The 17,923-nt window shown below is 68.3% G+C and carries 18 protein-coding genes; 10 read left to right on the top strand and 8 right to left on the bottom strand.

Annotation, left to right across the window (positions count from 1 at the left end; all coding sequences use genetic code 11):
* Positions 1 to 46 precede the first annotated feature (46 nt).
* On the bottom strand, positions 47 to 610 hold the full coding sequence (locus J8I34_RS28315) for a YggT family protein (RefSeq protein ID WP_029049834.1): 564 nt from the start codon (positions 608 to 610) through the stop codon (positions 47 to 49).
* Positions 611 to 820: 210 nt separating this feature from the next.
* Between J8I34_RS28315 and J8I34_RS28320 the strand changes: the two genes are divergently transcribed.
* Both J8I34_RS28320 and J8I34_RS28325 read left to right on the top strand, forming a co-directional pair.
* Positions 821 to 1,279 (top strand): MarR family winged helix-turn-helix transcriptional regulator, encoded by a 459-nt coding sequence (locus tag J8I34_RS28320; protein ID WP_029049835.1) that lies wholly within the window; start codon positions 821 to 823, stop codon positions 1,277 to 1,279.
* Positions 1,280 to 1,433: 154 nt separating this feature from the next.
* Positions 1,434 to 2,141 (top strand): glycine zipper 2TM domain-containing protein, encoded by a 708-nt coding sequence (locus J8I34_RS28325; protein ID WP_209807559.1) that lies wholly within the window; start codon positions 1,434 to 1,436, stop codon positions 2,139 to 2,141.
* Between the two features lie 31 nt (positions 2,142 to 2,172).
* Here J8I34_RS28325 and J8I34_RS28330 read toward each other — a convergent pair whose 3' ends face one another.
* From J8I34_RS28330 to J8I34_RS28340, 3 genes are all read right to left on the bottom strand, one after another.
* Complete coding sequence (locus J8I34_RS28330) at positions 2,173 to 3,720, bottom strand: acyl-CoA synthetase (protein WP_209807560.1); 1,548 nt, start codon at positions 3,718 to 3,720, stop codon at positions 2,173 to 2,175.
* 118 nt (positions 3,721 to 3,838) lie between these two features.
* Entirely contained in the window at positions 3,839 to 4,549 is a 711-nt protein-coding gene (locus tag J8I34_RS28335) for a dienelactone hydrolase family protein (protein ID WP_209773421.1), read from the bottom strand.
* A 128-nt stretch (positions 4,550 to 4,677) separates the two neighbouring features.
* A complete protein-coding gene (locus J8I34_RS28340) occupies positions 4,678 to 5,373 on the bottom strand; it encodes a phospholipase D family nuclease (protein WP_084402492.1) in 696 nt (231 codons plus the stop codon).
* Positions 5,374 to 5,550: 177 nt separating this feature from the next.
* Between J8I34_RS28340 and J8I34_RS28345 the strand changes: the two genes are divergently transcribed.
* Positions 5,551 to 5,757, top strand: coding sequence for a dodecin (locus tag J8I34_RS28345; RefSeq protein WP_029048440.1), 207 nt, complete (start codon positions 5,551 to 5,553; stop codon positions 5,755 to 5,757).
* Between the two features lie 177 nt (positions 5,758 to 5,934).
* On the opposite strand, the gene J8I34_RS28350 is transcribed toward J8I34_RS28345, so the two are convergent.
* Positions 5,935 to 6,291 carry a YgiW/YdeI family stress tolerance OB fold protein gene (locus J8I34_RS28350; protein ID WP_029048439.1) on the bottom strand — a complete coding sequence of 119 codons (357 nt, stop codon included), beginning with the start codon at positions 6,289 to 6,291 and terminating at the stop codon, positions 5,935 to 5,937.
* Between the two features lie 150 nt (positions 6,292 to 6,441).
* On the opposite strand from J8I34_RS28350, the gene J8I34_RS28355 reads away from it, so the two are divergent.
* A complete protein-coding gene (locus tag J8I34_RS28355; RefSeq protein ID WP_209807561.1) occupies positions 6,442 to 7,590 on the top strand; it encodes an exonuclease SbcCD subunit D in 1,149 nt (382 codons plus the stop codon).
* A complete protein-coding gene (locus J8I34_RS28360; protein ID WP_209807562.1) occupies positions 7,587 to 10,649 on the top strand; it encodes an AAA family ATPase in 3,063 nt (1,020 codons plus the stop codon). The genes J8I34_RS28355 and J8I34_RS28360 overlap by 4 nt, the downstream gene beginning before the upstream one ends.
* Before the next feature lie 45 nt (positions 10,650 to 10,694).
* On the opposite strand, the gene J8I34_RS28365 is transcribed toward J8I34_RS28360, so the two are convergent.
* A complete protein-coding gene (locus tag J8I34_RS28365; protein ID WP_029048436.1) occupies positions 10,695 to 10,946 on the bottom strand; it encodes a hypothetical protein in 252 nt (83 codons plus the stop codon).
* Positions 10,947 to 11,461: 515 nt separating this feature from the next.
* On the opposite strand from J8I34_RS28365, the gene J8I34_RS28370 reads away from it, so the two are divergent.
* The 5 genes from J8I34_RS28370 to J8I34_RS28390 all read left to right on the top strand — a co-directional run bounded on the left by J8I34_RS28370 (position 11,462) and on the right by J8I34_RS28390 (position 16,190).
* A complete protein-coding gene (locus tag J8I34_RS28370) occupies positions 11,462 to 12,124 on the top strand; it encodes a 3-oxoacid CoA-transferase subunit A (protein ID WP_209807563.1) in 663 nt (220 codons plus the stop codon).
* A gap of 22 nt (positions 12,125 to 12,146) precedes the next feature.
* On the top strand, positions 12,147 to 12,785 hold the full coding sequence (locus J8I34_RS28375; RefSeq protein ID WP_029048434.1) for a 3-oxoacid CoA-transferase subunit B: 639 nt from the start codon (positions 12,147 to 12,149) through the stop codon (positions 12,783 to 12,785).
* A 40-nt stretch (positions 12,786 to 12,825) separates the two neighbouring features.
* On the top strand, positions 12,826 to 14,028 hold the full coding sequence (pcaF, locus tag J8I34_RS28380) for a 3-oxoadipyl-CoA thiolase (protein WP_209807564.1): 1,203 nt from the start codon (positions 12,826 to 12,828) through the stop codon (positions 14,026 to 14,028).
* 227 nt (positions 14,029 to 14,255) lie between these two features.
* Entirely contained in the window at positions 14,256 to 14,987 is a 732-nt protein-coding gene (locus tag J8I34_RS28385) for an SDR family NAD(P)-dependent oxidoreductase (RefSeq protein WP_209807565.1), read from the top strand.
* Positions 14,988 to 15,182: 195 nt separating this feature from the next.
* Positions 15,183 to 16,190 carry a Bug family tripartite tricarboxylate transporter substrate binding protein gene (locus J8I34_RS28390; RefSeq protein WP_209773431.1) on the top strand — a complete coding sequence of 336 codons (1,008 nt, stop codon included), beginning with the start codon at positions 15,183 to 15,185 and terminating at the stop codon, positions 16,188 to 16,190.
* Between the two features lie 63 nt (positions 16,191 to 16,253).
* On the opposite strand, the gene tssJ is transcribed toward J8I34_RS28390, so the two are convergent.
* On the bottom strand, positions 16,254 to 16,853 hold the full coding sequence (gene tssJ / locus J8I34_RS28395; protein WP_209807566.1) for a type VI secretion system lipoprotein TssJ: 600 nt from the start codon (positions 16,851 to 16,853) through the stop codon (positions 16,254 to 16,256).
* Entirely contained in the window at positions 16,850 to 17,872 is a 1,023-nt protein-coding gene (tssG, locus tag J8I34_RS28400; RefSeq protein ID WP_209807575.1) for a type VI secretion system baseplate subunit TssG, read from the bottom strand. The genes tssJ and tssG overlap by 4 nt, the downstream gene beginning before the upstream one ends.
* Positions 17,873 to 17,923: the final 51 nt, after the last annotated feature.

Here is a 17,923-nt window from a genome sequence, read left to right on the forward strand (position 1 = left end):
GACAATGCGCCAGTCTGCACCGGCGCCATCGCAGCGGCCTTGGGCCTCAAAAATGCATGTTGAAGACGCTCGCGCCCAGCCTGGCGATCACCATCAGCAGGATCTGCGCGATCACGAACAGCACCAGCGGCGAGACATCGAAGCCCCCCAGGCGCGGCACCACGCGCTGGATCGGGCGCAGCACCGGCGCGGTCAGGTGGTCGATGGCGGGCGTGATCGGCGAATGCGGGTTGACCCACGACAGGATCGCCATCAGCAGCGTGACCCACATCACCAGGCTGATCGCCCACTTCAGCACGTACAGCAACGCGGTCAGCAGCACCGCCGGAAGGAACGCCAGCAGGTCGGCGTTGCTGAGCAGCGCGACCAGCAACAGGAACACGACCGCCGTCAGCCAGGCCGCCACCACCGTCGCCCAGTCGATGCCGCCCACGCCCGGGATGATCCGGCGCAGCGGCCGCACCAGCCAGTCGGTGATCTGGAACACGCCCTGCGAGACCGGGTTGCGTGTCGGCAGCCGCGTCAGCTGCATCCAGACGCGCAGCAGCAGGGCCATGCCGAACAGGGTAAAGATGGTATCCAGCAGGAAGAGGGCGATTTCCGTAAACATCGATGCGGTTTCCGGTGGGTTAGGGTGTCTGCAACCGCACAGATTCTGCCATAGCCCGGCGTCACACCGGCACATCCGGGGCACATGCCTGTGGCGCGTCCAACATGCCGGCGTCGCCCTATAATTGCGAGCGCTCGTGGCCGCACTGCGCCGGTGGCGGGCACGTTCCCGTTTTTCCGCGCTTTTCGTCGCGTTCTTCCGTCTAGTCCTATGCCCAGCAAGCCAGCCTCGTCCCGCAACCCTGCGCCGCTCACCAAGGCGGACTTCGAGGCGCTCTCGGACTTCCGCTACCAGCTGCGGCGCTTCCTGCGGTTTTCCGAGGATGCGGCGCGCGAGGAGGGGCTGACCGTGCAGCAGTACTTGCTGCTGCTGCATATCCGCGGCAGCGCCGAGAAGGAATGGGCCTCGATCGGAGAGCTGGCCGAACGCCTGCAGGCCAAGCAGCACGGCGTGGTGGCGCTGGTCAACCGCTGCGAGGCGGCCGGGCTGGTCAAGCGCCGCCTCAATCCCGAGGACCGGCGCGTGGTGCAGGTACACCTGCTGGCCAAGGGCGAGCGCAGCCTGAACCGGCTGGCGATGCTGCACCGGACCGAGCTGGAATCGCTGCGCAATACCTTCCGCGTGGCGCGCATCACACAGTTCAACGACGACGGGGCCGAGCGCGGCTGAGCCCGCCAACTTGTCGACAACCGCTCGCCAACCAGGCGCCGCGCATCCGGTTACAGGCAGTTACCAATCAAGAGCTCCGGTGACACCCGCCGCCCGCGGGCGGCCCTAGACTCGCGCGCATTCATCAACACGCGCAGTGCGCAGGAGTCGAGCCATGTCCATCCCCTTTCGTTCGGTTGTGCTTGCGGTGCTGGGCGCCGGTGCGCTGGCCGGGTGTGCCACGCCGTATGGCTATGACAACGGCTATGGCGCGGGGTATGGCAGCGGCTACGGCACCAATACGGCCTATGGCGGCAGCTATGGTGGAAGCTACGGCGGCAACTACGGCACCAGCGGCACCACCATCAGCGGCTACCCGGCGCAGCAGGGCTATCCACAACAGGGCTACCCGCAGCAGGGCTACCCCCAGCAACAGTATCCGCAGCAAGGCTATCCGCAACAGGGGTATCCGCAGCAGCAATATCCGGACGGCGGCTACGACAACAGCAACTATGGCAACAACAACTACGGCAACCCGGCGTACGGCGTGCGCTACGGCTGGGTAGAGGCCATCGAAGTGGTTGCCGGCCAGCCACCTTCGACCAGCGGCGCGGGCGCGGTGGTCGGGGGCATCGTCGGCGGCTTGCTCGGCCACCAGGTTGGCGGCGGCCGCGGCAATACGGTAGCGACCATCGGCGGCGCGGTGGTCGGCGCGGTGGCCGGCAACGAGGTCGAGAAGCGCACCGGCACCAGCGCGCCGGCCTACCGCGTGCGCGTGCGCACCAGCGACAACGGCTACCTGACGCTGACGCAGTCCGACGCTTACCACATGCGTATCGGCGATCGCGTCAAGGTCGAGAACGGCGTCGCGGTGCCGTACTGACCGATGCCGATGTGATGTCGATCCCGGCCGGCTAGGCTTCGGTGCTGAACAACTGCGCGTAATCCTCGCGCAGCTGGCGCTTGAGCAGCTTGCCGGCCGTATTGCGCGGCAGGTCGTCGACGAACACGATGCGCTTGGGCACCTTGAACGGCGCAAGCGCCCGGCGCGCATGCGCGATCAGCGCGTCTTCGCTGGCCTCCTGGTCGCGCTTGCGCACCACGCACGCGGCCACTGCCTCGACCCACTTCGGATGCGGCAGCGCGAACACGGCCGCTTCAGCCACCGCGCCATGCGTGTACAGGCACTCTTCCACTTCCCGGCTCGATACCAGCACGCCGCCTGAATTGATCACGTCCTTGATCCGGTCGACCACGTACAGGTAGCCCTCGGCATCCATGTAGCCAAGGTCTCCGGAATGGAACCAGCCGCCGGCAAAGGCTTCGGCGGTCTGTTCCGGCTTGTCCCAATATCCGCTCAGCAATTGCGGCGAGCGGTGCACGATCTCGCCCAGTTCGCCGGGAGGGACGTCCCCCATGGTCTCGTCGACGATGCGCGTCTCGACATTCAGCACAGGCCGTCCTGCCGACGCGGGACGCGCCGCATGCTCGTCGGGGCCCAGCACTGTCGCCAGCGGCCCGATTTCGCTTTGCCCGTAGCAGTTGTAGAAGCGCAGCGCCGGCAGCTTCTGCTGCAGCTCCAGCAGCACCGGCACCGGCATGATCGATGCCCCGTAGTAGGCCTTGACCAGCGCGCCGAGCCTGGCGGGATCGAACTCGGCATGGCGCAGCAGCGCGATCCAGACCGTGGGCGGGGCAAAGAAGCTGGTGATGCCTTCCGTGTGGATGGTGCGCAGGCAGTAGCCCGCCTCGGGGCTGTCGGCGATCAGCGTGGTGCCGCCGCACAGCAGCAGCGGCATCAGGAACACGTGCATCTGCGCCGAGTGGTACAGCGGCAGCGCGGCCAGCGAATAGTCCGTGGCGCGGATATCGCAGGCGGCGATGGTGCTGGCATACTCGGCCAGCAGTGCGCGGTGGGTCAGCACCGCGCCCTTGGGTGCGGAAGTCGTGCCGGACGTGTACAGGATCTGCGCCGGCGTGGTGTCGGCGAGGCTGTCGGGCACCGGTACCTCGGGTCCGTGGGCCGCTGCGGCCAGAATATCGCTCGCCGGGCCGCCACCATGCAGCGTGCCGCTGATGCGGCACGGCAGGCCCTCGATGCGCCCGGCCAGTGCCGGGTCGGCAAAGATCGCGCTGGCGCCAGATTGCGTGACCAGGTATTCCACTTCCGGCCGCGTCATCGAAAAGTTGACCGGCACATGGATCAGGCCGCTGCGCAGGCAGGCCAGCCACAGCAGCACGTACGCATCAGAGTTCTTGCCGAAGGCTGCGACGCGGTCGCCGGGGCGCAGGCCCCATTGTGCCAGCGCGCCAGCCACGCGGGCGGCGGCGAGGTCGAGTTCGCGATAGCTCCAGGCGCGCTCGCCGAAGCGGATCGCGGTCTTGGCCGGGCTGCGCCGTACCGCGCGCGCGATGGCATCGGGGATGGTGTTGCGCAGGGCGCGCTGCTGCTCTGACTGCATGGTGGTCTCCGTCGTTATGGTTTGAGGGGCCAGCAAGTCTTTGAAGCCAAGCGCCGAGGATAAGGGCTGCCGCCTTGCCATGGCAAGGCGGCGAGGCGCGCATGGGTGCCCCGGGCTGTTACAGCGTCTGCGCCAGGAATGCAAGCGCGCGCCCGTGTGCCAGCGCGGCACTGGGCTGGTGGTACGAGGCCCGAGCCCAGCAGTTGAAGCCGTGGTCGGCATTGTCGTAGACGTGGATCTCGGTGCCGGGTTTGCCCGCCATCGCATCGCGCACGCCTTGCACCGCTGCGGGCGGGATGTGCGCGTCGAGCGCGCCGTAGTGGAACTGCACCGGCACGCGGATATTCGCCGCTTCCTGCAGCCGGTTCTGGATACCGCCGCCGTAGTACGGCACCGCCGCGTCGACCAGCCCGCGTGCTGCGCTCAGGTACGTCAGCAGCCCGCCGAAGCAGTAGCCCACCGCGGCGACCTTGCCGGCGCCGGTGCGCTGGCGCAGCGTCCGCACGGTGGCGGCGATGTCGCCGAGCGTGGCTTCGATATCGACCGAATTAAGCAGCGCCATCGCTCGCGTCCTGTCGTTGCCGGCATAGCCCAGCTCGACGCGCGGCGCCTCGCGCCAGAACACGTCGGGTGCCAGCACGGCATAGCCGTCGGCGGCGTACTGGTCAGCCACCGCGCGGATGTGTTCGTTCACGCCGAAGATTTCCTGCAGCAGCACGATGGCGGGTGCGCCGGGCTGGACGCCCGCCGGCGGCAGGCTGAGGTAGGCGTCGAAGCTGCCCGCGTCGCTGTCGACGCGGATCCATTGGCTGTCGGGAATGGCGGTCATGGCAAAGGCTCTCCGGAATGGCTCATTAGGGGTAAGCGGAATGCGCGGCGCGTGCCGCGCGCCAGCCGCAAGTTTGCCATCGCGCGCGCCGTCGTGCTGGTGCTGTCCTTTGCCGGGCAGCAAGCGCGTCAATACGCGCGCGATTGCCGGTAGCGCTTGTGCCAGTTGTCGGTATAGGCCTTCACCACCGCCGCATCGCCGCGGATCAGCATGCCGTTCTCGGCATTGCGCTCCTGCGCCGACTTGGTGAAGTTGAACGAGCCGGTGAACACCGCCTGGTCGTCAAACACCATCACCTTGTTGTGCGCGATCGCGGGCTTGTTGTCGATCACCACCGGCACGCCCGCGTGCTTGAGGTACGTCGCGCTGGTATAGCGCTCCGACTGCTGACTCTTGTCCAGGATCACGCGCACGTCCACGCCGCGCCGGTGCGCCTGCGCCACGGCCTCGGCGATCGGCGCGCTGGTGAACGAGTAAGCCTGGATCAGCAGTTGCCGGCGCGTGCTGCGGATCGCATTGACCAGCAGCGCCTGGCAGCTCGCGCCATCGGGCACGAAGCACAGCGTGTATCCGCTGCCCTGCGCGAACGCCTTGCTCGGCGCCGGGCTGGCCTCGGGCGGCTGCACCGGTTTGCCAGAGCGCGAGGGCAGGTGCTTGGCCATCGCTTCGTTGAAGGTGTCGCTTATGCTGTCGGCGATGGACTCGGTGACCTGGTCGAAGCCAGACGCCGAACGCGCATGCGCGAGCAGGCCGAACGGGCTGAACGAGGTGAAGGCCGATACGGCGGCGGCGAGGGCAAGGCCCAGTAAGGTACGGCGGAACATTCGGTAAGTCACGGCGCGGGCTGTGGTGCGCGGGACCGCAGCGTAGCAGCCGCATACGCCACTGGCAAAGGGCGATGTGTAACAGGATCTGTGCCGGCGGCACTGGCCTTGGGACTATCGGCGCATGGCGCCTATGATGGATGGAACCCCACGGGTCCGCCCGCCAAGGAGAGGGACATGTCGAACCATACTTACAAGCTGGTCGAAATCGTCGGCTCTTCGCCGGATGGCTGCGATGCGGCCATCCGCAGTGCCATCGCCAAGGCTGGCGAAACCATCAAGAACATCGACTGGTTCGAAGTGGTGGAAACGCGCGGCCATATCGAGAACGGCAAGATCGCGCATTTCCAGGTCACGCTGAAGGTCGGCTTCCGCGTGACCTGAACCCGGCGCGCTCGCGGTTTGCGCCGCGTGTCGCTGACGGAGAGCACCTGCGCCACATCGGCCAGTACATAGGGCTGGATCGTGCGCAGAGGCCGCTCTAATCCTGCGCCAGAGAAGCGGCAGGTTGGTGCCGCCGAGCTGCGTGCCGAGGTCTCTGCAGCGCAGGCAAAGGTCCGCTCAGGGCAGGCGGATCTCCTTCACGTCGAAGTGCGATTCGCCGATCAGCTCCTTGTCGTACTCGCCGACCAGCTCCACCGTGGTGTTGCCGTCGACGGGCTTCTGCGCCGGCCACGCCTTCTGCTTGATCTTTACCTTCATCTGGCCGGTGCCGTCCGAGAACAGGTAGCGCTCGTCCCCGACGCTGCTGACGATCTTGCCGCGCAGGACCGCGTGCTGGTCGTCCTTGCCATCGGCCTGCAAGGCTTTCACGGTCATGACCGGGATCGACGAGGGGCCGGTGTATTGCGCGCTTGCGCCGGCGGCGGCAAGGCTAAGGGCGAGGGCCACGGCGGTGGCGGTCGGGATGTGTTTCATGGACGTTCTCCATCAAGGTTGGGATCCGGGGGCGATGGCATGGATGATGCGCCGGCACGGCTGAACCGTCGCTGAACGGCTGCCCGGGCGCCGCGAGGATTTATCATGCTGGCTTCGCGCGCCGCATCCACCTTTCCAACGGAATCCAGATTGCGTTTCCTGCACACCGCCGACTGGCATCTCGGCCGGCTCTTCCATGCCCGCAGCCTGCTGGAAGACCAGGCCCATATCCTCGGCCAGTTCGTTGAGCTGGTCAGAGCCGAACGACCCGACGCCGTGCTGATCGCCGGCGACGTCTATGACCGCGCCGTGCCCCCGCCCGAGGCCGTGGCGCTGCTCGACGACGTGCTGGGCCGCATCGTCGTCGATGCCGGCGTGCCCGTGGTGATGATCGCCGGCAACCATGACAGCGCGCAGCGGCTGGAATTCGGCGCGCGCCTGATGCGCGCGCAGGGCCTGCACGTGGCCGGCCGCACGCTGGCCGAGGCCGCCAGCGTGACGCTGCACGACGCGCACGGCGAAGTGCGCCTCTACGCGCTGCCCTATGCCGAGCCGGCGGTCGTGCGCGACGCCATGGGCGCCGAGCTGCCCTCGCACGAAGCCGCGCTGCGCGCGCAGCTCGATGCGATCCGCGCGGTCCATCCGCCGGGCGTGCGCGCGGTGGTGGTGGGCCATGCCTTCGTGGTCGGCGGCGCGGCCAGCGAATCGGAGCGGCCGCTGTCGGTCGGCGGCAGCGGCGCCGTGGCGGCGGACCTGTTCGCCGGTATCGACCTGGTGGCGCTGGGCCACCTGCACCGGCCGCAGACGCTGGGCGGCGGCCGCATCCATTACGCCGGTTCGCTGCTCAAGTACTCGCTGTCCGAATGCGCGCACGACAAGTCGGTGTCGCGCATCGAACTGGCTGCCGACGGCACCGTGTCGATCACGCCGGTGCCGCTGCAGCCGCTGCGCGACGTGCGCGTGGTGGAAGGCGAACTGGCCGCGCTGCTTGCCGCCGGCGCCGATGACCCGCGGCGCGACGACTATATCCACGCGCGCCTGACCGATGCCGGCGCGCTGCTCGATCCCATGGCCAGGCTGCGCCAGGTCTACCCCAATGCGCTGGCGATCGAGCGCACGGTGCTGGCGCGCAGCGGCACGGCCTCGGAAGCGGGCCGCCAGCTGCGCCAGCTTGGCACCGGCGAGCTGTTTGCCAGCTTTTTCCGCGAGGTGGCCGATGCCGAGCTCGAGCCGGGCCACCGCGAAGTGCTGGACCAGGTGCTGGCCGGCATGGCGGCGGCGGAGCGGGAGTCGGCATGAGACCGCTGCAACTGACCCTGCAGGCCTTCGGGCCATTTGCCGCGACCGAGCAGGTCGATTTCACGCGGCTCGGCGAGCAGGCCTTCTTCCTGATCCACGGCCCCACCGGCGCCGGCAAGACCACGCTGCTCGATGCGATCTGCTTCGCGCTGTATGGCGATACCTCCGGCGGCGAGCGCAGCGCGCAGGCCATGCGCAGCGCCAATGCCGCGCCGGGGCTGCGCACTGAAGTCACGCTGGAATTCAGCCTGGGCGCGCAGCGCTGGCGCGTGGTGCGCTCGCCCGCGCAGGAGCGGCCGAAGCAACGCGGCGAGGGCTGGCTGACGGAGCCCGCCAGGGCGCAGCTCGACCAGCATGACGGCAACGGCTGGGCCAGCAAGGCTGGCCAGCCGGGCAAGGTCAGCGATGCCATCCGCGAGCTGCTCGGCTTCGACAGCGCGCAGTTCCGGCAGGTCATCGTGCTGCCGCAAGGGCGCTTCCGCGAACTGCTGACCGCCAGCTCGCAGGCGCGGCAGGCGATCCTGGAGCGGTTGTTCCGCACCGAGGTCTATCGCCGGGTGGAGGAACTGCTGAAGACCCAGGCGGCGGGCATCCGCCGCGATGCCGAACGCATCGGCATCCAGCGCGACGAAGCGCTGCGGCAGGCCGGCATGGAGAGCGCGCAGGCGCTCGCGGACGGCATCGCCGCGCTGCAGGCGGAAATGCATGCGCTGCAGGCGCAGGAGCAGGGCGCACGCCAGGCGCTGGCCGCTGCGCAGGCGGCGCTGGGCGCGGGGGAACAGGTGGCGGCGCGGTTGCAGGAGCGCCAGCAGGCCGAAGCCGCGCACGCTGCGTTGCTGGTACAGCAGCCCGCGATGGAGGCCGAACGCGCGCGGCTGCAGGCCGCGCAGCGGGCGGCGCGCGTCAACCCGGCGTTGCAGCAGTGGCAGCTCGCGCAGCGGGACCATGCGGCGGCCGGGACAGCGTTTGCGCAAACCGAAGCGGCGGCGGCACGTGCCGCGCAGCAAGCCGTGCAAACCGCTGCCGCGCTGCAAGCCGAGACTGCCCGTGCCGAGCTGCGCTCGGCCGCACAGCGGCGTTGCACGGAGCTGGATGCCATGTTGCCGCGCGCGCGCCAGCTCGGCACCCTGAACGAGGCTTTCCAGTCGGCACGGCAGAAGCAGGCCGCCACCGCCGAGGCGCGCGAGCGTGCCGCGGCGAGGCTGGCCGCGAGCCAGGCCGATGCCGCGGCGGCAGAGACCGCGCTCGGGCAGGCGCGGCTTGCTGCCGCGCAGTTGCGGGGCACGCAATTGCAGCTCGCGGCGCTGCAGGAGAAGTCGCGGCAGTTCAGCCGCCACGCCCAGGCGACGCAGGCGCTTGCCAACGCCGCCGGCCAGGCAGCCGACGCCGACGCCGCGCAGCAACTGGCCGCGCGCATGCGCGAACGCCGCCGTGCCGCGCTGGCCGAAGCCGAAGCCGCATGGCGCGCGGGCCAGGCGGCCCGGCTGGCCGCGTCGCTCGCCACCGGCGAGGCGTGTCCGGTGTGCGGCAGCAGTTCGCATCCCACCCCGGCGCAGCAGGTCGACACGCCGCTGTCCGATGAGGTGCTGGAACAGGCGCGCAGCGCCATGCTCGAGGCCGAGTCGCAGGCGGTGCGTTGCGCTGGCGCGGTACAGGCCGCGCAGGCCGCGACCACGCAGGCGCACGAGCGTGCCGACGAACTCGCGCAGTCGCTGGGCGACGTCTCGGACGAAGCCGCGCGTCAGCTGAAGGCAGACATTGCCACGCTGGAAGCCGCTCTGGCGGCAGGCCAGCAGGCAGCGGCCAGCGTCGGCCAGTGCGAGGCAACCGTCGCCGCCAGCCGCACAGCGCGAGAGGCCGCTGAACTCGCCAGCCGCGACGCCGCCACCGCGGCGGAAGCGGCTTCGCAGGCGCTGGCGCAGTGCCAGGCCGAATGGCAGGTTGCCTGCGCGCAAGTCCCCGAGGATTCGCGCGATCCGGTGGTGCTGGCCGAAGCCCTGCGCCAGGCGCAGGCCGAGGCCGCCGCGCTGGAGCGCGCACTCGCCACTGCGCAGGCGGCTGAACGGCAGGCCGCAGCCGATGCCGCCGCCGCGCAGGCCGCGCTCGGCTCGGCCAGGCAGGTCCAGGCACAAGCCGCCGCGCGCCTCGCCGAAGCGGAAGACGCTCTGGCGCAAGCGTTGGGGCGGGAGGGTTTCGCCGATGCAGCGGCGCATGCCGTGGCCAGCCTGCCCGATGCCGACATGGCACGCATCGACCAGGCGCTGCGCGCCTTCGATGCGGAACTGGTTGCGGCTGCCAGGCTGCGCGAACGCGCCGAGGTCGCCGCGCAAGGACTCGGCGTGCCGGACCTGGACGGGCTGCGTGCCACCCGGCAGGCCGCCGCCGACGCGGTGGAAGCCCTGGTCCGGCAACAGGCGGATCGCGGCCGCTCGCGCGACACGCTGCAGCAATGCCAGCTGCGCCTGCAGCAGCTCGACGCGCAGGGCCGCGATATCGAAGCCCGCTATGCGGTGCTGGGCCGCCTGGCCGAGGTCGCCAACGGCAACAACCCGCGCCGCATGACCTTCCAGCGCTTCGTGCTGGCAACGCTGCTCGACGAGGTGCTGGAAGCCGCGTCGGCGCGGCTGCTGGCAATGAGCCGGGGCCGCTATGTGCTGCAGCGCGTGCGCGAGCAGGCCGACCAGCGCAGCGCGGGCGGGCTGGATATCGAAGTGTTCGACCACGACACCGGAGCGCCGCGCCCGGCCAATACGCTGTCAGGCGGCGAGGGGTTCCTGGCGTCGCTGTCGCTCGCGCTGGGCCTGGCCGACGTGGTGCAGTCGCGCGCCGGCGGCATCCAGCTCGATACGCTGTTCGTCGACGAAGGGTTCGGCACGCTGGATCCGGAAAGCCTGGACTTTGCCATCCGTACGCTGCTCGACCTGCAGCAAGCCGGCCGCTTGGTGGGGATCATTTCGCACGTGGCCGAGTTGCGCGAGCGCATCGACGTGCGTCTGGAAGTGCGGCCGGGGGTGGGCGGCAGCCGCGCCACGCTGAGCGGCGTGGCGGCTGCAACCTGAGAGCGGCCTGAGGGTACTCGCCGGCCGGATCGGCCAGCATGCCGGTCAGCCGACGAACACCTGCCGGCAGCGGATCGCCATGATCTGCGCCTCGAACGCGCGCGCGGCGGCCTGCGCCAGCCGCGCGCGGCGCGACAGCCTGGGCGCGCGTTGCCCGGAAGCGCCGCGAGTTGTGGCGGAGGCGATGCTTTCGTTGTTTTCCTGGCCCAATCCCCACGCCTGCTGCGTAACCTGCAGGATGCGCGCAAGGGCTGCGGCATGTCGCGTGGATGCATTCGGGACGGTGGCGGTGGCCATGGCGGACTCCTCTTTCTTGTCAGATGCGGGGCAGCGCGCCTGAGCCGGGTGGTCCGGGGGCTGCTGTGCGGGCGCTGCCTTCTTCTGATTCCAAGATAGCCGCCGCGACCCCGGCGCAACATCGACAGCGAACCGATTCCCCTGTCGGTTCTGTCCTACACGGGGCGCCGCCGTCACCCCGCGCGGTGATCGCCCAATGTCTGTTTGCCTGGCCGGCCGACGAGTTGACCGTCGCCCGCGCACAGGTGTAATCTGTTCATTCTGCGAATTCAAGTTCGAATGGCGAACATAGCCCGGCCAGCCCCGGCCGCATTTCGGATCGCGGCTGTGCCAGACCGCACAGTTCCAACAACACCACGCAGACTGCTGGACCGTTCAACGGGCGGCACAGGCGGCACCAACGCCGCCCGGCCGCAAACGAACATCCTTCCGGCGGGCATCTGGAGACAGTCTTTCATGCGCCGCGCCTTGCGGCCCGCTCCGGTAGCCTGCGGATCTTCCGACCTGGAACGCAAGTGATCAACAAGCTATACGACACGGTGGAAGCGGCGGTGGCCGGCATCCACGACGGCGCCACCATCCTCATTGGCGGCTTTGGCCTCGCAGGCATGCCCGCGGAACTGATCGACGCGCTGATCGAGCAAGGCGCGCGCGACCTGACCATCGTCAACAACAACGCCGGCAACGGCGACACCGGCCTGGCCGCGCTGCTGAAGGCCAGGCGCGTGCGCAAGATCATCTGCTCGTTCCCGCGCCAGTCGGACTCGTACGTGTTCGACTCGCTGTACCACGCTGGCGAGATCGAACTGGAACTGGTGCCGCAGGGCAACCTGGCCGAGCGCATCCGCGCTGCCGGTGCCGGCATCGGCGGCTTCTTTACCCGCACCGCCTACGGCACGCCGCTGGCCGAGGGCAAGGAAACCCGCATCATCGATGGCCAGGGCTACGTGTTCGAAGCGCCGATCCACGCCGACTTCGCGCTGATCAAGGCCGAGACCGCCGACCGCTGGGGCAACCTCACCTACCGCAAGACCGCGCGCAACTTCGGCCCGATCATGGCCATGGCCGCCAAGTGCGCCATTGTGCAGGTCAGCAAGGTGGTGGAGCTGGGCGAGATGAATCCCGAACACATCGTGACGCCGGGCCTCTTCGTCAAGCGCGTCGTCAAGGTCGCCTGAGCGCGGCAACAGGAGAAACAGCATGCAACGCCTGACCCGCGATCAGATGGCCGCCCGCGTGGCCAAAGACATTCCAGAAGGTGCCGTGGTCAACCTCGGCATCGGCCTGCCGACGCTCGTCGGCAACCACCTGCCCGCAGACAAGGAAATCCTGCTGCACAGCGAGAACGGCCTGCTCGGCATGGGCCCCGCGCCCGCTGCCGGTGAAGAAGACGGCGACCTGATCAACGCCGGCAAGCAGCCGGTGACGATCAAGCCGGGCGGCTCGTACTTCCACCACGCCGATTCGTTCGCGATGATGCGCGGCGGCCATCTCGACTTCTGTGTGCTGGGCGCGTTCCAGGTGTCGGAAAAGGGCGACCTGGCCAACTGGCACACCGGCGCACCCGGCGCCATCCCCGCGGTGGGCGGCGCGATGGACCTGGCGATCGGCGCCAAGCAGGTGTTCGTGATGATGGAGCACCAGACCAAGCAGGGCGAGAGCAAGATCGTGCCGCAGTGCACTTATCCGCTCACCGGCATCGGTTGCGTGACGCGCATCTACACTGACCTTGCCACGCTCGACGTGACCCCCGACGGCCTGGTCGCGCGCGACCTGGTAGAGGGCCTGGGCTTTGAAGAACTGCAGCGCCTGACCGGCGTGCCCCTGAAGCAGGCCTGAGCGCCGGCATCGATATCCATCACAAAGAGAGAGACACACCATGACCGAAGCCTTTATCTGCGACGCCATCCGCACGCCCATCGGCCGCTACGGCGGCAGCCTGTCCGCGGTGCGCCCGGACGACCTTGGCGCGGTGCCGCTGAAGGCGCTGATGGCCCGCAATCCCAACGTCGACTGGAAGGCCATCGACGACGTGATCTACGGCAACGCCAACCAGGCCGGCGAAGACAACCGCAACGTGGCGCGCATGTCGTCGCTGCTGGCGGGCCTGCCGCAGGACGTGCCGGGCGCCACCATCAACCGCCTGTGCGGCTCCGGCATGGACGCCACCGGCACCGCCGCGCGCGCCATCAAGGCGGGTGAAGCGCAACTGATGATCGCCGGCGGCGTGGAAAGCATGAGCCGCGCCCCGTTCGTGATGGGCAAGGCCACCAGCGCTTTCTCGCGCGATGCGCAGATCTTCGACACCACCATCGGCTGGCGCTTCATCAACCCGGCCATGCGCGCGGCGTATGGCGTGGACTCGATGCCCGAGACCGCCGAGAACGTTGCCACCGACTACAAGATCAGCCGCGAAGACCAGGACCTGATGGCGCTGCGCAGCCAGGAGAAGGCTTCGCGCGCGCAGGCCGACGGCACGCTGGCGCAGGAAATCACCGCGGTCACCATCGCCCAGAAGAAGGGCGACCCGATCGTGGTCGAGCGCGACGAGCACCCGCGCGCCACCAGCATGGAAGCGCTGGCCAAGCTGCGCGGCGTGGTCCGTCCTGACGGCACCGTGACCGCCGGCAACGCCTCGGGCGTGAACGACGGCGCCTGCGCGCTGCTGCTGGCGAGCGAAGCCGGCATCAAGCAACACGGCCTGACCCCGCGTGCGCGCATCGTCGGCATGGCCACCGCCGGCGTGGCGCCGCGCGTGATGGGCATCGGCCCGGCACCGGCCACGCAGAAGCTGCTCAAGCAACTGGGCATGACGCTGGACCAGATCGACGTGATCGAGCTGAATGAAGCGTTTGCCGCGCAAGGCCTGGCCGTGCTGCGCGAACTGGGCGTGGCCGACGACGACAAGCGCGTCAACCCCAACGGCGGCGCGATCGCGCTGGGCCACCCGCTGGGCATGAGCGGCGCCCGCCTGGTCACCACCGCGATGTACCAGCTGTACCGCACCGGCGGCCGCTTCGCGCTGTGCACGATGTGCATCGGCGTGGGCCAGGGTATTGCCATGGTGATCGAGTGCGTTTAAGCGCAGCTAGGTAGCTCTACCGCTTGTTTGCTCCCCTCTCCCGCGAGCGGGAGAGGGGCCGGGGGTGAGGGCAGGCGCTTGCAATCGCGACGCGCTGCAAGAATGCGTTGGCAGGCGTCAGCACGGATTGCCGTGCAGTCGTTCCTGCAAACGCCCGCCTTCACCCCAACCCTCTCCCGCAAGCGGGAGAGGGAGCAAGACCGCAGTCGTTTGAAAGTGAGTCAAAGATGTCCCTCCCCGTAGCCACCCTCGTCACCGGCGGCAGTTCCGGCATCGGCCGCGCCATCTGTGAAATGCTGCTGGCCGATGGCGTGACCCAGGTGGTCAATGTCGACTACGCCGCGCCGGCGTGGTCGCATCCCAACATGAGCTTCGTCCAGGCCGACCTGACCGACGCCGCGGCGACCCGTGCCGCGGCGGAGCAGGTCACGTCGCGCTTTGCCGTCACGCGCCTGGTGAACAATGCCGGCGCCACCCGCCCCGGCACCGCCGACAGCGCCACCGTTGCCGACCTGGACTACGTGACCGGCCTGCACCTGCAAGCGCCGCTGCTGCTGCTGCAAGCCTGCCTGCCCGCGATGCGCGCCGCGGGCTTCGGCCGCATCGTCAACATGGCCTCGCGCGCCGCGCTGGGCAAGCCCGAGCGCGTGGTTTACTCGGCCACCAAGGCCGGCCTGATCGGCATGACCCGCACGCTTGCGATGGAACTGGGCGGCGACGGCATCACCGTCAACGCCGTGGCCCCGGGCCCGATCGCCACCGAGCTGTTCCGCAAGAGCAACCCGGAAGGCGCCGAGCAGACCAAACGCATCCTCGCCAGCATCACCGTCAAGCGCATGGGCACGCCGGAAGACGTCGCCCGCGCCGCGCTGTTCTTCCTGTCGCCGGACAACGGCTTCGTCACCGGCCAGGTGATGTACGTGTGCGGCGGCACCACGCTGGGCGTTGCGCCGGTATAGGCGCGCCCCGGCACTCAAAGATTCGAAAAGAAGAGACGTTAACCAAGCGTCACGCATGGCGGCCCGGAGCCGGGCCGCCAACCGGATGCGCGCGAGTGCGCAGCATCCGTTCGGGAACGGCAATCACGCCATTTCAGCACAACGTCCTGCACGGGCCACAATCTCCGTCGGGACAGCTTTACCGGAGTAATACCGATGAGACACGATTCCCAGACCTCCACCACGCGCCGCCGCCTGCTTGCCGCCGGCGTGGCGCTGGCCGCCACCTTTGCCGGCTTCGCTGGTGCCGCGCACGCACAAGGCGGCTACCCGACCAAGCCGATCACGCTGATCGTGCCGTTCTCGGCCGGCGGCACCACCGACATCCTGGCCCGCATCGTCGGCCTGCAGCTGGGCAAGGCGCTCGGCCAGCCGGTGGTGATCGACAACCGTCCGGGCGCGGGCGGCAATATCGGCGCTTCGCTGGCGGCCAAGGCGCCGGGCGACGGCTACACGCTGTTCATGGGCACCATCGGCACGCACGCGATCAACCAGTCGCTGTATTCCAAGTTGCCGTATGACCCGGTCAAGGACTTCGCGCCGATCACGCGCGTGGCGATGGTGCCGAACCTGGTGGTGGTGAATCCCAAGGTGCCGGTCAATAACGTCAAGGAACTGATCGCCTACGTCAAGGCCAATCCGGACAAGCTGTCGTACGGCTCGTCGGGCAGCGGTTCGTCGATGCACCTGTCGGGCGAGTTGTTCAACTCGATGACCGGCCTGCATATCCAGCACATCCCGTACAAGGGCAGCGCCCCGGCGGTGAACGACCTGCTGGGCAACCAGATCGGCCTGATGTTCGACAACATGCCGTCGTCGTATCCGCACGTGAAGGCCGGCAAGCTGCGCGCGCTCGCGGTGACCTCGGCCAAGCGCTCGCCGGCGCTGCCGAACGTGCCGACCGTGGCCGAGTCGGGCGTGCCGGGCTATGAAGCGACTTCGTGGTTCGCGCTGTACGCCACGGGCGGCACGCCGCAGCCGATCGTCGATCGCCTGAACGCGGAAGTGGTCAAGATCCTTGCCATGCCGGAAGTGAAGAAGCAGATGGCAGACCAGGGTGCTGAACCCAACCCGGAAAAGCCGGCACAGCTGGCCGCGTTCATGAAGTCGGAAACGGCCAAGTGGGCGAAGGTTGTGAAGGCCTCGGGCGCTACGGTGGACTGAGCTTTTCGATCTGGTTTTGGCGTTGAAATGCCGGCTCGTTGGGCCGGCATTTTGCTTTGCGCATTATCCCCTCGCCGGGGCCGTCGGCTGCGCGGCGTTCTCCGATTTCGGCACACTCTGCTGTGGTGCCTTCGGCTTGACTGATTCGGGCTTCGCACCGACCAGTTCGAGCACGTTGTCACTCGCGATAATCTTCACGGGATCGGTCGCCTTCCATTGGCTCCTCGGAATCAGCAGTTTCCACACCGCGTCCTTGCCAGAGTCACGGAAGAGCGCGACGACACCGATGTACTGCGCGTCTTCGTTCATCGGCTCACTGATGCTTGCTGTGGCGTCCGGCCTCAGCACGACATCCCTGGTGGCAAGCAAGTCGGCTTTCAGCAGTTCGAGGTCATTGGCCTGAAGCTGGTCGTAACCGAATTGCTCGAATGCCTGCGGCGTCTTCAGCTGATAGATCCGCACCACGGTCGACAACGGTCGCCCGGCGCCGTTTGTATTCAACGACGACCGGCTGGTCAGGTCGATGTTCATGGCCTTGACTTGCGTCGTGAACACCCACTTCGCCGCAGCCGCTGTGCCGTCCTTGACGGCCTGACCCATGCCGCAGCCGGCTAAAAGGGTGAAGCCCAGCGCCGCGACGCGGCTTCGCATCTGCCACCTCATTGTCTTGATCCTCCTGCGTTTTCGTTTTCGTTTTCGTTTGCGTGTTGCCGTGTTCCATTGGGCGCCGCGTGGCCCGTCCAGGTGCCCAGTTGCACGCGTGTGATCGCATCATCGGTATCCACCCTGGATTCCCCCGCGTCCTGCTTCAGTTGCGAGGTCAAGCCGAGGCTGACTTCGTTCGAATTCAACGCTGGCGGCGGCATCAATGAACGCCGCACATGCATTTCCAGGTGGGCATGCGCCACATAGCCGAGGTAGAAGCGCAGCAAGCCCATCACTTCCTGGTGGATGCGTTGCCCAGGCATCAGACCGAGTACCGATTCGCGCCGGCTCGGGGTGATCACCACGCGCACGGTGTTGGTGCGGTCATGGAAGCCGCGTCCGAGCACGCAGTTTTCCCCGAGTGGCTGTCGTTCACGCGTATCCAGACGCACCCAGACAGGATGGAATTCCGTGGCCGTGATCGTGGCATCCGGTACCGCATGCTGCAGCACGCCCGTAAGGCCTTCGGCGGTACGCGTACGCTGGCTGGCGAGCCCTAGCATCGACAAGAGCTTGCGGACCGGCACCGATCGTTCGACCGGCGACTGGCCGATGCCGAGTCCCAGCAGGCTAAGCAGATAGCGCGAAACCTTGTCCTCGCCGCTGTTGCGGAAGCCCACCGGATAGCGGTACTTGTGCCCCACGCGGTAAAACTGCGTTGTGATCCGATGGTGGAACAGGTCCAGGAACGCGGCCAGCGGCTCGGCCCCGTCGCGGCGCTGGGCAATCTCGTCCACAAAGTAGGACGGCATGCGCGCATCGACGCCGTAGAGCCCCAGGAAAGTCGTCCGAAGCACCGGCGGCAAGCCTGGCTGATCTGCATCCCGCTCGACGCGATCGATCTCCCGCCCCGGAAACCCGAGTTGCCCGGACGAACGGAACCGTACCGGCTCGTCCGCGGGCGAATCGGTGGTGCCTAGCGCCGCGCGTTCCGGTGCCGCCAGCTCGATCAGCTCGCACAGCCGGAAGACATTCATTCGCGGCGCCTCGGCAAGCAGGGCGGGCAGCAGCTTGCCGGTGCCTTGGGT

The organism is Cupriavidus phytohabitans (assembly GCF_017815025.1).
Lineage (GTDB): Bacteria > Pseudomonadota > Gammaproteobacteria > Burkholderiales > Burkholderiaceae > Cupriavidus.

What these genes read in the sequence shown, in the direction of transcription:
- J8I34_RS28365 (WP_029048436.1), bottom strand. Translation starts at nt 10,946, where the DNA reads ATGGCCACCGCCACCGTCCCGAATGCATCCACGCGACATGCCGCAGCC.
- J8I34_RS28320 (WP_029049835.1), top strand. Translation starts at nt 821, where the DNA reads ATGCCCAGCAAGCCAGCCTCGTCCCGCAACCCTGCGCCGCTCACCAAG.
- J8I34_RS28375 (WP_029048434.1), top strand. Translation starts at nt 12,147, where the DNA reads ATGCAACGCCTGACCCGCGATCAGATGGCCGCCCGCGTGGCCAAAGAC.
- pcaF (WP_209807564.1), top strand. Translation starts at nt 12,826, where the DNA reads ATGACCGAAGCCTTTATCTGCGACGCCATCCGCACGCCCATCGGCCGC.
- J8I34_RS28325 (WP_209807559.1), top strand. Translation starts at nt 1,434, where the DNA reads ATGTCCATCCCCTTTCGTTCGGTTGTGCTTGCGGTGCTGGGCGCCGGT.
- J8I34_RS28390 (WP_209773431.1), top strand. Translation starts at nt 15,183, where the DNA reads ATGAGACACGATTCCCAGACCTCCACCACGCGCCGCCGCCTGCTTGCC.
- J8I34_RS28385 (WP_209807565.1), top strand. Translation starts at nt 14,256, where the DNA reads ATGTCCCTCCCCGTAGCCACCCTCGTCACCGGCGGCAGTTCCGGCATC.
- J8I34_RS28315 (WP_029049834.1), bottom strand. Translation starts at nt 610, where the DNA reads ATGTTTACGGAAATCGCCCTCTTCCTGCTGGATACCATCTTTACCCTG.
- J8I34_RS28360 (WP_209807562.1), top strand. Translation starts at nt 7,587, where the DNA reads ATGAGACCGCTGCAACTGACCCTGCAGGCCTTCGGGCCATTTGCCGCG.
- tssJ (WP_209807566.1), bottom strand. Translation starts at nt 16,853, where the DNA reads ATGAGGTGGCAGATGCGAAGCCGCGTCGCGGCGCTGGGCTTCACCCTT.
- J8I34_RS28345 (WP_029048440.1), top strand. Translation starts at nt 5,551, where the DNA reads ATGTCGAACCATACTTACAAGCTGGTCGAAATCGTCGGCTCTTCGCCG.
- J8I34_RS28350 (WP_029048439.1), bottom strand. Translation starts at nt 6,291, where the DNA reads ATGAAACACATCCCGACCGCCACCGCCGTGGCCCTCGCCCTTAGCCTT.
- J8I34_RS28340 (WP_084402492.1), bottom strand. Translation starts at nt 5,373, where the DNA reads ATGTTCCGCCGTACCTTACTGGGCCTTGCCCTCGCCGCCGCCGTATCG.
- J8I34_RS28335 (WP_209773421.1), bottom strand. Translation starts at nt 4,549, where the DNA reads ATGACCGCCATTCCCGACAGCCAATGGATCCGCGTCGACAGCGACGCG.
- tssG (WP_209807575.1), bottom strand. Translation starts at nt 17,872, where the DNA reads ATGAATGTCTTCCGGCTGTGCGAGCTGATCGAGCTGGCGGCACCGGAA.
- J8I34_RS28330 (WP_209807560.1), bottom strand. Translation starts at nt 3,720, where the DNA reads ATGCAGTCAGAGCAGCAGCGCGCCCTGCGCAACACCATCCCCGATGCC.